Source organism: Oceanicella actignis, from assembly GCF_900111545.1.
Classification (GTDB): Bacteria; Pseudomonadota; Alphaproteobacteria; order Rhodobacterales; family Rhodobacteraceae; genus Oceanicella; species Oceanicella actignis.
In genome coordinates, this window is record NZ_FOHL01000001.1 from 454,119 (window position 1) to 468,813 (window position 14,695).

A 14,695-nucleotide genomic window follows, 5' to 3' on the forward strand; every position below is an offset into this window, starting at 1 on the left:
TCGGGCGAGGCATTCGGACCAGGATGACGAGGGCAAGGCGATGATTCCGGGCGAACTCTTCCCTCTCGAGGGCGAAATCGAGCTGAACGCGGGCCGCGAAGCGCTGACGCTGGAGGTCGCCAACACCGGCGACCGGCCGGTGCAGGTGGGCTCGCACTACCACTTCGCCGAGACCAACGCGGCGCTCGACTTCGACCGAGCGCGGGCGCGCGGCATGCGTCTCGACATACCCGCCGGCGCCGCGGTGCGCTTCGAGCCCGGCCAGCGGCGCGAGGTGCGGCTTGTGCCGATCGCCGGGGCCAGGCGGATCTACGGCTTCCGGCAACAGGTGATGGGAGAGTTGTGATGCCCTTCAGGATCTCGCGCGCCGATTACGCCCACATGTATGGCCCCACCGTCGGCGACCGCGTGCGCCTTGCCGACACCGAACTGATCATCGAGGTCGAGCGCGACCTCGCCGCCTACGGCGAAGAGGTGAAGTTCGGCGGCGGCAAGGTGATCCGCGACGGAATGGGGCAGTCTCAGGCGAGCCGCGCCGAGGGGGCGATGGATACGGTCATCACCAATGCGCTGATCGTCGATCACACCGGCATCTTCAAGGCCGATGTCGGCCTCAGGGACGGGCGGATCGCGAAGATCGGCAAGGCCGGCAACCCCGATACGCAACCCGGCGTCGACATCGTCATCGGCCCGGGAACCGAGGTGATCGCCGGCGAGGGCAGGATCCTGACGGCCGGGGGCATCGACAGCCACATTCATTTCATCTGCCCCCAGCAGGTCGAGGATGCGCTGCATTCGGGCATCACCACCATGCTGGGCGGCGGAACGGGGCCCGCCCATGGCACGCTGGCCACCACATGCACGCCGGGACCGTGGCATATCGGGCGGATGCTGCAGGCGGTCGACGGTCTGCCGATGAACTTCGGCTTCGCGGGCAAGGGGAACGCCTCGCTTCCCGCCGCGCTTGTCGAGCAGGTGGAAGCGGGGGCCTGCTGCCTCAAGCTGCACGAGGATTGGGGCACGACGCCGGCCGCCATCGACAACTGCCTGACCGTTGCCGACGACATGGACGTGCAGGTGATGATCCATACCGACACGCTCAACGAAAGCGGCTTCGTCGAAGCCACCATCGGCGCCTTCAGGGGCCGCACGATACACGCCTTTCACACCGAGGGCGCGGGCGGCGGCCACGCCCCCGACATCATCCGCCTGGCCGGCGAGCCCAATGTGCTGCCGGCATCGACCAACCCGACCCGGCCCTATACGGCGAACACGCTCGAAGAGCATCTCGACATGCTCATGGTCTGCCATCACCTCGACCCGAGCATCCCCGAGGACGTCGCCTTCGCCGAAAGCCGGATCAGGCGCGAGACCATCGCCGCCGAGGACATGTTGCACGACATCGGGGCCTTCTCGATCATCGCCTCGGACAGCCAGGCGATGGGCCGGGTGGGCGAGGTGATCATCCGCACATGGCAGACCGCCGACAAGATGAAGAAGCAGCGCGGACGCCTGCCCGAGGAAACCGGCGACAACGACAATTTCCGCGTCCGCCGCTACATCGCCAAATACACGATCAATCCCGCCATCGCCCACGGGATCGCGCAAGAGACCGGCTCGGTCGAGGAAGGCAAGCGGGCGGATCTGGCGCTGTGGGATCCGGCCTTCTTCGGGGTCAAGCCCGAGATGGTGATGATCGGCGGCGCCATCGCCATGAGCCAGATGGGCGATCCGAACGCCTCGATCCCGACGCCGCAGCCCGTGTATTCGCGCACCATGTTCGGCGCGCTGGGACGCGCGGTCGAGGCAAGCGCCGTGACCTTCGTCAGCGCGGCTGCCGAGGCGGCCGGAATCGGCGCGCGGCTTGGCCTGCGCAAGCGGACCGCGGCGGTCGGGGGCGTGCGCGGCATCGGCAAGAGGGACATGGCGCTCAACGCCGCGCTGCCGAAGATCGAGGTCGATCCCGAGACCTACGAGGTCCGCGCCGACGGCGAATTGCTGACCTGCGAGCCGGCCGAGGCGTTGCCCATGGCCCAACGCTATTTCCTGTTCTGAGCGCAAGGCATGACTCTTCCCATCGCTCGCGCCACAATCCATGCGCACCGCGGCGACGCCCGGGTGACGCTCACCCATGAACAGCGCTTCCTGCGCCGAAAGGTGCTGACCACCGACGCCGGCGAGGCGTTTCTGGCGGACCTGCCCGAAACCGCCGCGCTCGACCATGGCGACGCTTTCGTGCTCGACGACGGCCGCCTGGTCGAGGTGGTCGCCGCCCCCGAGCCGCTTTACGAGATCGCCGGCGACCTTGTTCGCCTCGCCTGGCATCTGGGCAACCGACATACGCCCTGCCAGATCGAAGAGGGACGGCTGCTCATCGCGCGCGATCACGTGCTGGGCGAGATGATCCGGCGGCTGGGCGGGCGCATTTGCGAGGTCGTCGAACCCTTCGCCCCGGAAGGCGGCGCCTATGGCCACGGACGCACGCATGGCCATTCGCATTGAACAGCCGATGGACGCGCAGATCTTTCTGACCCTTGCGCGCTGGCTCTCGCCCGCCTTCCCGACCGGAGGCTTCGCCTTCAGCCACGGCCTCGAGGCCGAGGCGGCGGCGGGGCGGGTGCGCGACGCCGAAACGGCGCGGGACTGGTTGGCGGCGGTGCTGGAGCACGGCGCCGGACGCAACGATGCGATCCTGCTTGCGGCAAGCTGGCGGGCGGCGAACGCCCAGGAGCGCGAGGAACTCGCCGATCTGGCGCTGGCGCTGGCTCCCGGCGCCGAGCGCGCGCGCGAAAGCGCCGCCCAGGGCGCGGCTTTCGCCGCCACGCTCGAACGCACGGGCGAGGCGGATCTGCCCCCTTGGCCCTTGCCGGTGGCGGTCGGCGCGGCCGCGCGGGGGGCCGGCCTTCCTCTCGAGGCCGTCCTGCTGGCCTATCTGCAGAACTTCGCCGCCAATCTCGCCACCATCGCGGTGCGCCACGTCCCGCTGGGCCAAAGCGCGGGACAGGGGATCCTGGCCGGCCTTGCGCCCCTGATCGCGCGCGTCGCGGCCGAGGCCCTGCGATCCTGCCCGGACGATCTTGGCGGCTGCGCCCTGGCTTCGGACATGGCCAGCCTCGAACACGAAACCATGACGACAAGGATCTTCCGCTCATGACCTCACCAAACGGCCCGCTGCGCGTCGGCATCGGCGGCCCCGTCGGCGCCGGCAAGACCACGCTGACCGCCGCGCTCGCGCGCGCGCTTGCTCCGCGCCTGTCGATGGCGGTCATCACCAACGACATCTACACCCGCGAAGACGCCGAATTCCTGATGCGCGCCCAGGTGCTGCCGCTGGATCGCATCCGCGGCGTCGAGACCGGGGGCTGCCCGCATACCGCGATCCGCGAGGACGCCTCGATCAATCTTGCCGCATTGGCCGAGCTGCGCGAAAGGTTTCCCGACCTCGATCTGGTGCTGATCGAGTCGGGCGGCGACAATCTTGCGGCCACATTCAGCCCGGAACTGGTGGATCTGACGATCTACGTCATCGACGTCGCCGCAGGTCAGGACATTCCCCGCAAGGGCGGCGCGGCGCTGACCCGCTCGGACCTGCTGGTGGCGAACAAGTGCGATCTGGCGCCCCATGTCGGGGTGTCGCTCGAGACATACCGGCAGGACGTCGAGGCCATGCGCGAGGGCCGTCCCCATGTGATGGCCGAGCTGCGCGCGGGACAGGGCCTTGAAGAGATCGTGGATTTCCTCGGCGACGCGGGCGGCCTGACGCTCGCGCCGGACGAAACCCCCGCATCATCCCCCGCCTCGCGATAGGGGCGCCCGTCCCGACGCGCAAGGCCGACGGCGCGGCGCCGAGGCGCCGCCCCCGACGCGCGGGCGGCGACCGTCGGCAAAAGCCTCGGTCCGGCCCATTTCAGCGATATCCGCGCCCCCGGCGCGCGGCAGGCCCGGCGCCGTTGCTCAGCCGCAGCCGCAGCTGCTTTTCGACCTCGACGACGGCGAAGAAGGCCAGGCCGACGCCGATCACGACCGCGCCGTCGATCAACGACACCGGCCGGGTGGCGAAGACCGCCTGCATGAAGGGCGCATAGGTGAAGAGCATCTGCGCGCCCACCACCACGACGACCGCGATCCAGACCGCCTTCGTGCCGCGCACCGCCTCCCATGTCAGCGACGTGAGATGGAAGTTGCGGATGAAGAAAAGGTGGAACACCTCGAGCACGATCAATGTGTTGACGCACAGCGTCCGGGCCAGCTCGACCGAATGGCCGCGACCCATGGCGTAGTTGAACATTCCGTAGGCGCCGGCGACGAACAGGACCGAGACGAAGATCACATGCCAGACCAGGGTGCGGTCGAGCACCGGCGCGTCCGCCGCTCGGGGCGGGCGCCGCATGATCCCCGGTTCGGTCCGTTCGAACGCCAGGGCGATGCCCAGCGTGCCGGCGGTTGCAAGATTGACCCACAGGATCTGCAAGGCCGAAAGCGGCGCCGCCAGCCCGGCCAGAAGCGCGACCACGACCACCGCGGCCTCGCCGGCGTTGGTGGGCAGGGTCCAGCTTATGACCTTGCGGATGTTCTCGAACACGGTGCGGCCCTCGCGCACCGCCGCTGCGATCGAGGCGAAGTTGTCGTCGGTCAGCACCAGGTCGGCCACCTCCTTGGCGGCGTCCGAGCCGGCGACGCCCATGGCGATGCCGGCGTCGGCGCGCTTGAGCGCCGGAGCGTCGTTCACGCCGTCGCCCGTCATGGCCACGATCTCGCCCGCCTGCTGCAGCGCGATCACCAGGCGCAGCTTGTGCTCGGGCGTGGTGCGGGCGAAGACGTTGGTCAGCCGCGCCTCCTCGATCAGCATCGCGTCGTCGAGGCGGTCGAGGTCGCGCCCCGTCAGCACCCGTTCAGGCGCCTCGATCCCGATCATCGCGGCGATGGCCGACGCGGTTGCGGGATGGTCGCCGGTGATCATCTTCACCCTGATGCCGGCCTGCCGGCACTCGGCCACGGCGGCGATCGCCTCGGCGCGCGGGGGGTCGATCAGGCCCGCCAGGCCAAGCAGCGTCAAGCCGCCCGTCAGGGTTTCGGGGGTCGGCCGTTCGTCCGCGCTCGCCTCGCGGCGCGCGATGGCGATCACCCGCATGCCCTGCGCGGCCATGCGCTCGGTCTCGGCCTGCCAGAACTCGGCGCGCAGCGGGCGCGGGCGGCCGTCGGGCGCCATCTCGCCGTCGCAAAGCGCCAGGATCGCCTCCGGCGCGCCCTTCGCATGCAGGCGGACGGCGCCGTCGGGCATCCGATCGAGCGTGGCCATGTAGCGATGCGCGGCGTCGAAGGGAATCAGCGCCAGCCGGGCGATGCCCGAGCGCTCCTGCAGCCGCCCGGCCCGCTCGGCCAGCACCAGAAGCGCCGCCTCCATCGGATCGCCCGCGATGGTTCGGCCCTCGGGGCGATCGACAAGCGCGCCGTCGTTGCAGGCCATCGCGGCTTCGACAAGCGCGGCGATCGCGGCATCCTCGCCGTTCGTCTCGCCCAGGGGGCGAATTTCGCCGCCCGGCAGATAGCCCTCGCCCGTCACCTCGTAGCGCTCGGCCGAGGTCGCCGCCTCGGCGACCATCATCTCGTTGCGGGTCAGCGTGCCGGTCTTGTCGGTGCAGATCACCGTCAGCGCGCCCAGGGTCTCGATGGCGGGCAGTCGGCGGACGATGGCGTGACGCTCGGCCATCTTGCGCACGCCCACGGCAAGCGTGATGGTCAGCACCGCCGGCAGACCTTCGGGGATCGCCGCCACCGAAAGGCCGACGACGGTGAGGAACAGCTCCTCGAACGGGTGGCGCCGGACGAAATGCCCGTAGACCAGCAGAATGGCTGCGCCGAGCAGGATCAGGGCGGTGATCCAGCGGGCGAAGGCGTCCATCTTGCGAAGCAGCGGCGTGGTCAGCTCCTCGACGTTCGAGAGCATGCCGCTGATCCGGCCGATCTCGGTCGCCGCGCCCGTGGCGGCGACGACGGCACGGCCCTGCCCCGCGACGACCAGCGTGCCCGAGAACAGCATCGAGCGCCGCTCGCCAAGCGGCGCGTCCGCCGCCGCGGGTTCGGTCGACTTGTCCACCGGCACGGATTCGCCCGTGAGGATCGCTTCCTGCGCCTTCAGCCGGACGGCCTCGATCAGCCGGGCGTCGGCCGGCGCCCGGTCGCCGGCTTCGACCAGGATCACGTCGCCGGGGACCAGCTCGGCCGCCGGAATGCGCAGCCGCTTGCCCTCGCGCAGCACCGTCGCCTGCGGCGCAAGCATCCGCTGCAGCGCAGAGATGGCGGCTTCGGCGCGGCCTTCCTGCATGAAGCCGACAAGCGCGTTGACCAGCACGACGGCGAGGATCACCCCGGTATCGATCCAGTGGTCAAGCCCGGCGGTGATGGCCGCCGCGACAAGCAAGACGTAGATCAGCAGATTGTTGAATTGCCGCAAGAAGCGCCGCACCGGCCCCGCGCGTCGGCGCTCGGGAAGCACGTTCGGCCCGTGCCGACGCAGCCGCGCCGCGGCCTCGGCCTGGCTCAACCCCTGACGCGACGAAGCCAGCGCGGCCAGCGCCTCTTCGCATGACAGGGCATGAAAGGGAACGCCGCCGGGGGCCCGCGGCGCCCCGTTCGAAGGCGTTGCGCCTTGCGGGCCGGCTCTGCCTGCCGCGCCCGGGTCTTGCACGTCTTCCATCGGCTTCCTCGCGTCACGTCCGGCTTCGCCCTCGCCCCGTCGCGGCGATCCGCAGGGACGATCGAGGGCGCAGGCGCCCGGATGGCCCGGTCAAGACCGCCCGACCGATCCATGACAGCCCGCGGAGGATCGGGCAAGGTCGCTCGGGGCGTTCGAGCGGCCGAGGCGATCGTTCCGCCGGCGCGCGGGCCGGCTTGGCGAAGCGCGCGAGCGCGGGCAAGGACCAGGCCCCCGCCGGCGGACGGCCGCCTTTTCGCCGTCGCTGCTCGCCCATGAGGCGGATTTTTCGCGTCGCGCCGAAAAGAGGGCCGCGGGAAGAAACCGCGCGAGATCTGCCGCCCTTGGCAAGAGCATGACGGACCGCGCCGAGTCTGACGAATCCTCGCAACTTGACCGCCGGTCGCCGAGAAGCGTAGCATTTTCAACCAACATCGTTTTTTTCTGATGAGTATTCGCCATGCAGACATCGAAATATTTGCCATTGTCCTTGCGCGCCATGCTGGCCGCCGCTTCGGCCGCGCTGGCGCTGACGGCGGCTTCGGCTCATGCCGCCGTGCTGGAGTGGTCTTTCTCGGGAACGATCTTGGCCGGAAGCGTGTCGGGTCCCGACGCAGGCACGGCGAGCGGCGTCTTCCGCTATGACACCGACACCGGCCAGATCCATGACGTCCGCATCGCCACGCCGGCAGGGTCGCCCTCGGGCGGCCTGATCTTCGATGCGCATCTGGGCGAGTCCTTCTATTCCGCCGGCGGCGGGCTGACGTTCGGGCAAAGCGGCGCGGACCCGAGCGCCGAGCAGACGGCTTTCATGCTGGCGGGCGTTTGGCTTGCCGATCTGGGCGCGCCCGGCTCGAAACCGATTTCGGAGCGGGCGTTCGCCGAGTTCCGCTGCTCTTCGCGTTCCGAATGCGCCCAAGGGGTCGGTTCGTCCATCACCAACTGGCGCGGCGGCGAGGCGACCGGACGGGTGGTCGCCGTCTCGGCCGTTCCGGTTCCGGCCGGGTTGCCGCTTCTCGCCACGGGATTGGTCCTGTTGGGATGGACGTCGCGGCGCAAGGCTTCGATCGCGCCCTGATCCGCCTCGGGCCCTCGCCCAGCCGGCGAGGCGGCTCGGGATCGGCCTTGCCGCAGCCGCGCCCGGCCCGGTCCGCGCGGCGGGCGGGGCGGAACAGCTCGAAATCCGCCGGGGCGCCGGGGACCGCCCGCCTTGCCCAAGGCGGCGCAGGCGCCGATCGAACGCCGCGAGGCGCGGATCAGATCATTCGACGCCGCGCGCGCGGGCTCGGCGCCGAAGGGTTCGCCCGCGCGTCGCTCGGCGCCGGCGCAAACGGACCGGCGCGCGGGGCGCCGCCGCGGTCGTGATCGTCGTGCGGGGCCGCGCCGCGTTCAGCGCGCGCCCCGGGCCGCGGCGGCCCCGGGCGGGTCCAGCGCCCAGACGATCTCTTCGCCGCGCCGCCCGGCAAGGCGCGCCGGCCCCACCAGCCGCCAGCGCGGCGGCGCGCCGCCCGCCGCGTCCATCAGCTCTTGCGAGGCGCAGGCCGCGCAGCCCACCGCGCGCGTCAGACCCTCGAGCCGGGCCGCGACGTTGACCGAGTCGCCCAGCACCGCCAGCTCGAGGCGCTGGCGCGCGCCGACGTCGCCCACGATCACCGGCCCGAAATGCACGCCCACCGATATGGCCAGCGGCGCGCGCCCGACCGCGCCCGGCCCTTGGCGCAGCGCCGCGTGCCGGTCCACGATCCGCTCGGCGCAGGCCAGCGCGGCGCGCGCGGCCATGCGGCGGCGCTCGGCTTCGGGCGCGCGGGCGGCGCCGGGCGGATCGGCCGCCGCGCCGAAGGTGGCCATGGCCCCGTCGCCGATGAACTTGTCGAGCACGCCGCCGGCCTCGAACACCGCCTCGGCGGTGGCGGCCTGCACCTCGCGCAGCAGGCGCAGCACCTCTTGCGGGCTTTGCGTTTCGGCCCAGCCGGTGAAGCCCACGAGGTCGGCGAACAGCACCGCCGCGTGACGCTCGATCCCCTGCGCGTAAGGCCAGTCGCGCTCGGCCAGGCGGGCCGCCAGCTCGGGCGGGACGTAGCGCGCCAGATCGGCCGCGCGCCGCTCGAGCTCGGCCTGCCGGCGCGCCATCCGCCGCGAGGCCCCCGCCGCCGCCGCCAGCACGCCCGCCGCCGCCGCCAGCGCCGCCGCCTGCAACGCCAGAAGCCGCAACGGCGCCCCCGACCCGGCCGCCAGCGCCGCCGCCGGCCACAGCGCCGCCGCCCATGCCCCGCCCCACAGCAGCAGGGCCGGACGAAGGCTGAGCGCCAGCCAGGACAGCGCCAGGTGGAACAGCCCCACCCCGCCGCCCAGCGCCGCCGGCGCCGGGCCGCCGCCCAGCGGATCGGGCGTGGCCAGGAACAGCGCCAGCGCGCCGATGTCGAGCGCGGCGAAGGCGAAATCGGGCCAGGCGCGCTCGGACCAGATCCGCGCGGCCGCGACATGCAGCCCGCCCAGCGCCGCCAGAACCGCCATGAAGCCGAGGTTCCAGAGCGCGTCCGGCCAGTCCGAGACCAGCGCCACCACCGGCGCGAGCGCGGCCAGCGCCCCCGCGCGCGCAAGGGCGCCGATGCGCCGGCGGCGCTCGGCCTCGCGCCGCATCGCGGCGGCGAAGGGCGCTTCGCCCGCCCGCTTCTTCATCGCGCCCCCTTCAAGCTGACCGCCGGATCTTGCGGCCCGGCGCGCGACAAGGCAAGCGCCGGGCTTGACGAGGCCGCGCGGCGGCGAAACAGTCGGCCCGATCGAAGGGCGCGCCGCGCGCCCGACCAAGGCCCCGCGCGGGCGAGAACGAGCGAAGGAGCCCGAGGCATGAGCGCTGAGCCGCAAGAGACCGAACTCGAAACCGTCCGCTACGCCGTGTCGGGCCCCGTGGCGCTGATCGCGCTCAACCGGCCCGACAGCCTCAACGCCTTCGACGCGGCGCTGCGGCGCGACCTGCTGGACGCCTTGCGCCGCGCCGAGCAGGACGAGGCCGTGCGCGTCGTGGTGCTGGCCGGCGAGGGGCGCGCCTTCAGCGCCGGCGCCGATCTGCGCGCGGGCGTGCCGGGCGAGGACGTCACGCGCGTGCTCAACGAAGAGTTCAAGCCCTCGATCGACGCGATCATGCGCTCGGCCAAGCCCTTCGTCGCCGCGATCCACGGCGCCTGCGCGGGCATCGGCGCGGCCTACGCGCTGGCCTGCGACCTGGCGGTGATGGAGGAGGACGCCTACATCTACCAGGCCTTCGCGGCCATCGGGCTGGTTCCCGACGGGGGCAACCACTGGCACCTGGTGCGGGCGCTGGGCTACAAGCGCGCCTATCAGGCGATCGTCGAGGCGCCGCGCATCACGGCCGAGGAATGCCTGCGCGCGGGCATGGTCAACAAGGTGGTTCCCGCAGGCCAGGCGCGCGCGGCGGCGCTCGAATGGGCGGCCCGGCTGGCCCAGGGCGCGCCGCGCACGCTGCGCTACGCCAAGCAGATCCTGCGCGCGGCCGAGGGCGGCGATTTCGAGACCACCTTCCGCCTCGAGGCCGAGCTCCAGGCCCTGTGCGCCGGCAGCGAGGACACGCGCAACGCCGTCGCCGCCTTCTTCCGCAAGGAAAAGCCCGTCTTCACCGGCGCCTGAGCGCCAGCTTGCGGAGCGCCCCCATGTCCGACCGCGCCCAGCGCAGCGTCGCCGTCGCCGGAGGAGGGCTTGGGGGCCTGGCCGCCGCGCTGGCCTTTGCGCGCATGGGCTGGCGCGCGACGGTGGTCGAACGCGCCGAGGCCCTGCGCGAGGTGGGCGCGGGGATCCAGCTGTCGCCGAACGCGATCAAGGCGCTCGACCATCTGGGCGTGGGCGACGAGGCGCGCGCCGCGGGCTTCGCGCCGCAGGCGGTCGAGCTGCGCGCCTGGCGCAGCGGCCGCCTCGCCTGGCGGCTGGCGCTCAACCCGCAGATCGAGCGCCGCCACGGCGCGCCCTATCGCCAGATCCACCGGGCCGACATGTTGGACATCCTGTTGCGCGCGGCGCTGGCGGCGGGGGTCGAGCTGCGCCTGGGCTGCGAGGCGCTGGGGGTGAGCGAGGACGCGCTGCAAACCGACCGCGGCCCGTTGCGCGCCGATCTGATCGTGGGCGCGGACGGGGTGCGCTCGCGCTTGCGGGCGGCGGCGGGCGCCTCGTCGCCGCGCTTTTCGGGCAATGTGGCGTTCCGCGGGCTGGTCCGCGCCGACCGCCTGCCCGGAGGCGCCGCGCCGCCCTGCGCGACCGTGTGGATGGGGCCGCGGCGGCACCTGGTCCATTATCCGCTGCGCGGCGGCGAGATCGTCAACTTCGTCGCCGTGATCGAGCGCGCCGCCTGGACCGAAGAGGGATGGAGCCGCCCGGGCGACCCCGAGGCGCTGCGCGCCGAGTTCGCCGACTGGCACCCGCAGGCGCGCGCGATCCTGGATGCGGCGGACGAAACCTTCGAATGGGGCCTGTTCGGGCACGCCCCCCTGCCCAGCTGGCGGCGCGGGCGCCTTGCGCTGCTGGGCGACGCGGCGCATCCGACCACGCCCTTTCTTGCGCAGGGCGCGGCCATGGCCTTCGAGGACGCGGTGGTGCTGTCGCGCGCGGTCGCGGCGCATGGCGTCGCCGACGGGCTTGCCGCCTACGAGGCCGCGCGCAAGCCCCGCGCCACGCGCCTTCAGCAGGCGGCGCGGCGCACGGGGCGGCGCTTTCACGCGCGCACGGCGCTGGACGGGCTGGCGAAATTCGCGGCGCTCGAGCTGTTCGCCCGCCTTGCGCCCGGCCGGGCGGCGGCGCTCAACGACTGGATCTACGGCTACGATCCGGCCCGGGCGCCCGTCTGAAGGCGCCCCTCGGAACCTGCCCGCCCCGCGAAGGTCGCCAGCCCTTCGCCCCGCCGCGGCGCCGGCGCGCGGGCGCCATCCGCATGGCGCGCCGCCCCTGCAATCGGCCGGGCGCCATCTTGCGCGCACCCGTCCCCGCGCCGTCCATGGCTGCGTCCAAGGGCGGCGCCGCCCCGGCGGCCCGTGCGCGCCTATCCGCCCGCTACGCGTTGGGCGCGGGGCGCATGCGGCGGCGCGGGGCCTCGGCCAGCCCGACCGATCGCCCCGGACAATCGGCCCATCCGGCCCGCCGCCGCGGCGTCACGCCTGCGGCGCGACGCGCACGACGCGCAGCGTCAGGTTGATGCGGCCGCCCTGGGGCAGCAGGGTCGAGCTGCCGAAGCGCACCCGGTCCACGCCGTGATAGGCCAGCCGCGCCGGTCCGCCCAGAATGGCGACGTCGCCGCTTTCCAGCGTCGTCGAGCGCGTCGGATCGCCGCGCCGCGTCCCGCCCACGCGGAACACCGCCGCGTCGCCCAGCGAGATCGACACCACCGGCGCGGCGAACTCGCCCTCGTCGCGGTCCTGATGCAGGCCCATGCGGGCCTTCTCGCCGTAATGGTTGATGAGGCAGCAATCCGGCGGCTCGGGCCAGTCCGAAAGCGCCTCCCACACCGCCAGGGCGCCGGGCGGGATGGGCGGCCAGGGCGTGCCGGCCGGATGGCGCGCGGCGTAGCGATAGCCCTGGCGCGAGGACACCCAGCCCACGCGGCCGGCCGAGGTCATGCGCACGCTCATCGGCTTGCCCCAGGGCGTGACGGGGCGCATGAAGGGCGCCGCGCGAACCGCCTCGCGCACCTGATCGAGCAGCGCGCGCTGCGCCTCGCGCCCCAGAAACCCCTTGAAGATCCTGACCCCGTTCAGCTCCAGCGCCGTCATGCGTTTGCCTCCGCCGCCGCACTCGCCCACCCAGCCTAGCGCGCGGGGCGCGGCCGGCAAGCCGCAGGGCGCCGATTCCGGCCGCGCCCCGCGCCCGCCGCGCTTGCGGCCCGCACGAGCGGCCCCTATATGCGAGGCGAACCGCGGGCGTTGTCGTTTCGGCAAGGCCCGCATGGGATGAAGGACGGGGGCCGCGCCGGACCCGCCCTTGAAGATCGCCGAAAGAAGGATCGCAAAATGTCGAAAGTCATCGGTATCGACCTCGGGACCACGAACTCCTGCGTCGCCGTCATGGAAGGGTCGCAGCCGAAGGTGATCGAGAACTCCGAGGGCGCGCGCACCACGCCCTCGATGGTTGCCTTCACCGAGGATGAGCGCCTCGTCGGCCAGCCGGCCAAGCGCCAGGCGGTGACCAACCCCGAGAACACCCTCTTCGCCGTCAAGCGCCTGATCGGCCGCCGCATGGACGACCCGGTCGTCCAGAAGGACATGAAGATGGTGCCCTACAAGATCGTCGAGGGCCCCAACGGCGACGCCTGGGTCGAGGCGCGCGGCCAGAAGTATTCGCCCAGCCAGATCTCGGCCTTCATCCTGCAGAAGATGAAGGAAACCGCCGAGGCCTATCTGGGCGAGAAAGTCGAGAAGGCGGTCATCACCGTTCCCGCCTACTTCAACGACGCCCAGCGCCAGGCCACCAAGGACGCCGGCAAGATCGCCGGGCTCGAGGTGCTGCGCATCATCAACGAGCCCACCGCGGCGGCGCTGGCCTATGGCCTGGACAAGGAAGGCGACAAGACCGTCGCGGTCTATGACCTGGGCGGCGGCACCTTCGACGTCTCGATCCTCGAGATCTCGGACGGCCTGTTCGAGGTGAAGTCGACCAACGGCGACACCTTCCTGGGCGGCGAGGACTTCGACATGCGCATCGTCGATTACCTCGCCTCCGAGTTCCAGAAGGAGCATGGCGTCGATCTGCGCAAGGACAAGCTGGCGCTGCAGCGCCTGAAGGAAGCGGCCGAGAAGGCCAAGATCGAGCTGTCCTCCAGCCAGCAGACCGAGATCAACCAGCCCTTCATCTCGATGGATCCCAAGTCGGGCACGCCGCTGCACCTGGTGATCAAGCTGACCCGCGCCAAGCTGGAAAGCCTGGTCGAGGACCTGATCGCCCGCACGCTCGAGCCCTGCAAGGCCGCGCTCAAGGACGCGGGCATCTCCAAGACCGACATCGACGAGGTGATCCTGGTCGGCGGCATGACCCGCATGCCCAAGGTCGTCGAGGAGGTGACCAAGTTCTTCGGCAAGGCCCCGCACAAGGGCGTCAACCCCGACGAGGTGGTGGCGCTGGGCGCCGCGATCCAGGGCGGCGTGCTGCAGGGCGACGTGAAGGACGTGGTGCTGCTGGACGTCACCCCGCTCAGCCTCGGGATCGAGACGCTGGGCGGCGTGTTCACCCGTCTGATCGACCGCAACACCACCATCCCGACCCGCAAGAGCCAGGTGTTCTCGACCGCCGAGGACAACCAGACCGCCGTCACCATCCGCGTCTTCCAGGGCGAGCGCGAGATGGCCGCGGACAACAAGCTGCTGGGCCAGTTCAACCTCGAGAACATCCCGCCCGCGCCGCGCGGCGTGCCGCAGATCGAGGTGACCTTCGACATCGACGCCAACGGCATCGTCTCGGTCTCGGCCAAGGACAAGGCCACCGGCAAGGAGCAGAAGATCACCATCCAGGCTTCGGGCGGCCTGTCCGACGAGGACATCGAGAAGATGATCAAGGAGGCCGAGGCCAACGCCGAAGCCGACCGCAAGCGCCGCGAGCTGGTCGAGGCCCGCAACCAGGCCGAAAGCCTGATCCACTCGACCGAGAAGTCGCTCAAGGAGCATGGCGACAAGGTTGACGAGGCCACCCGCACGGCCATCGAGGACGCCGTCGCCGCGCTCAAGGGCACGCTCGAATCCGAGGACGCGGCCGAGATCAAGGCCAAGTCGCAGGCCCTGACCGAGGCGGCCATGAAGCTGGGCGAGGCCATCTACAAGGCCCAGGCCGCCGAGGCCGAAGGCCAGGCCGCCGAGGGCGGCGCCGAGCAGAAGGCGTCGGGCCAGGACGACGACGTGGTGGACGCCGACTTCACCGAGGTGAAGGACGACGACGCGAAGAAGTGACGTCCGGGGCCGCTCGGCCCCGCGGCGCGGCCTGGCCCCGCCCCCGGCAGCGGGGGCGGGGCCGCTG

The 14,695-nt window shown here is 71.9% G+C and carries 12 protein-coding genes; 9 read left to right on the forward strand and 3 right to left on the reverse strand.

The genetic code is table 11. The features are described 5' to 3' along the window. Positions 1-40 precede the first annotated feature (40 nt). From BMW67_RS02135 to ureG, 5 genes are read left to right on the forward strand one after another with little or no spacing between them, the layout of a single operon-like run. Positions 41-346: an urease subunit beta gene (locus BMW67_RS02135; protein WP_072748088.1), complete on the forward strand. Its 306-nt coding sequence runs from the start codon at positions 41-43 to the stop codon at positions 344-346. Then, a complete protein-coding gene (gene ureC / locus BMW67_RS02140; RefSeq protein WP_072748089.1) occupies positions 346-2,055 on the forward strand; it encodes an urease subunit alpha in 1,710 nt (569 codons plus the stop codon). The genes BMW67_RS02135 and ureC overlap by 1 nt, the downstream gene beginning before the upstream one ends. A 9-nt stretch (positions 2,056-2,064) precedes the next feature. Then, complete coding sequence (locus BMW67_RS02145) at positions 2,065-2,502, forward strand: urease accessory protein UreE (RefSeq protein ID WP_072748090.1); 438 nt, start codon at positions 2,065-2,067, stop codon at positions 2,500-2,502. Beyond that, complete coding sequence (locus BMW67_RS02150) at positions 2,486-3,154, forward strand: urease accessory protein UreF (protein WP_370426853.1); 669 nt, start codon at positions 2,486-2,488, stop codon at positions 3,152-3,154. Before BMW67_RS02145 ends, BMW67_RS02150 begins: the two co-directional genes overlap by 17 nt. Further along, on the forward strand, positions 3,151-3,807 hold the full coding sequence (gene ureG, locus BMW67_RS02155) for an urease accessory protein UreG (protein ID WP_072748092.1): 657 nt from the start codon (positions 3,151-3,153) through the stop codon (positions 3,805-3,807). Before BMW67_RS02150 ends, ureG begins: the two co-directional genes overlap by 4 nt. A 100-nt stretch (positions 3,808-3,907) precedes the next feature. On the opposite strand, the gene BMW67_RS02160 is transcribed toward ureG, so the two are convergent. Further along, complete coding sequence (locus BMW67_RS02160; protein WP_083581518.1) at positions 3,908-6,697, reverse strand: HAD-IC family P-type ATPase; 2,790 nt, start codon at positions 6,695-6,697, stop codon at positions 3,908-3,910. A 496-nt stretch (positions 6,698-7,193) separates the two neighbouring features. Here BMW67_RS02160 and BMW67_RS02165 point away from each other — a divergent pair, with 496 nt between their 5' ends. Next, positions 7,194-7,772: a hypothetical protein gene (locus BMW67_RS02165; protein WP_072748093.1), complete on the forward strand. Its 579-nt coding sequence runs from the start codon at positions 7,194-7,196 to the stop codon at positions 7,770-7,772. 311 nt (positions 7,773-8,083) lie between these two features. Here the strand turns inward: BMW67_RS02165 and BMW67_RS02170 are convergent, their stop codons facing one another. Then, positions 8,084-9,373 carry an adenylate/guanylate cyclase domain-containing protein gene (locus tag BMW67_RS02170; protein ID WP_072748094.1) on the reverse strand — a complete coding sequence of 430 codons (1,290 nt, stop codon included), beginning with the start codon at positions 9,371-9,373 and terminating at the stop codon, positions 8,084-8,086. 168 nt (positions 9,374-9,541) lie between these two features. On the opposite strand from BMW67_RS02170, the gene BMW67_RS02175 reads away from it, so the two are divergent. Beyond that, on the forward strand, positions 9,542-10,339 hold the full coding sequence (locus BMW67_RS02175; protein ID WP_072748095.1) for an enoyl-CoA hydratase/isomerase family protein: 798 nt from the start codon (positions 9,542-9,544) through the stop codon (positions 10,337-10,339). Between the two features lie 23 nt (positions 10,340-10,362). Next, entirely contained in the window at positions 10,363-11,547 is a 1,185-nt protein-coding gene (locus BMW67_RS02180; protein WP_072748096.1) for an FAD-dependent monooxygenase, read from the forward strand. A 300-nt stretch (positions 11,548-11,847) separates the two neighbouring features. Here the strand turns inward: BMW67_RS02180 and BMW67_RS02185 are convergent, their stop codons facing one another. Continuing rightward, positions 11,848-12,465 (reverse strand): alpha-ketoglutarate-dependent dioxygenase AlkB family protein, encoded by a 618-nt coding sequence (locus tag BMW67_RS02185; RefSeq protein WP_072748097.1) that lies wholly within the window; start codon positions 12,463-12,465, stop codon positions 11,848-11,850. Between the two features lie 237 nt (positions 12,466-12,702). Between BMW67_RS02185 and dnaK the strand changes: the two genes are divergently transcribed. After that, positions 12,703-14,628, forward strand: a complete 1,926-nt coding sequence (gene dnaK, locus BMW67_RS02190; RefSeq protein ID WP_072748098.1) for a molecular chaperone DnaK — start codon at positions 12,703-12,705, stop codon at positions 14,626-14,628. The last annotated feature ends 67 nt before the right edge of the window (positions 14,629-14,695 follow it).

Coding starts and splice junctions, on each gene's coding strand:
- BMW67_RS02135 (WP_072748088.1), top strand. CDS start 41: ATGATTCCGGGCGAACTCTTCCCTCTCGAGGGCGAAATCGAGCTGAAC.
- ureC (WP_072748089.1), top strand. CDS start 346: ATGCCCTTCAGGATCTCGCGCGCCGATTACGCCCACATGTATGGCCCC.
- BMW67_RS02145 (WP_072748090.1), top strand. CDS start 2,065: ATGACTCTTCCCATCGCTCGCGCCACAATCCATGCGCACCGCGGCGAC.
- BMW67_RS02150 (WP_370426853.1), top strand. CDS start 2,486: ATGGCCATTCGCATTGAACAGCCGATGGACGCGCAGATCTTTCTGACC.
- ureG (WP_072748092.1), top strand. CDS start 3,151: ATGACCTCACCAAACGGCCCGCTGCGCGTCGGCATCGGCGGCCCCGTC.
- BMW67_RS02160 (WP_083581518.1), bottom strand. CDS start 6,697: ATGGAAGACGTGCAAGACCCGGGCGCGGCAGGCAGAGCCGGCCCGCAA.
- BMW67_RS02165 (WP_072748093.1), top strand. CDS start 7,194: ATGCTGGCCGCCGCTTCGGCCGCGCTGGCGCTGACGGCGGCTTCGGCT.
- BMW67_RS02170 (WP_072748094.1), bottom strand. CDS start 9,373: ATGAAGAAGCGGGCGGGCGAAGCGCCCTTCGCCGCCGCGATGCGGCGC.
- BMW67_RS02175 (WP_072748095.1), top strand. CDS start 9,542: ATGAGCGCTGAGCCGCAAGAGACCGAACTCGAAACCGTCCGCTACGCC.
- BMW67_RS02180 (WP_072748096.1), top strand. CDS start 10,363: ATGTCCGACCGCGCCCAGCGCAGCGTCGCCGTCGCCGGAGGAGGGCTT.
- BMW67_RS02185 (WP_072748097.1), bottom strand. CDS start 12,465: ATGACGGCGCTGGAGCTGAACGGGGTCAGGATCTTCAAGGGGTTTCTG.
- dnaK (WP_072748098.1), top strand. CDS start 12,703: ATGTCGAAAGTCATCGGTATCGACCTCGGGACCACGAACTCCTGCGTC.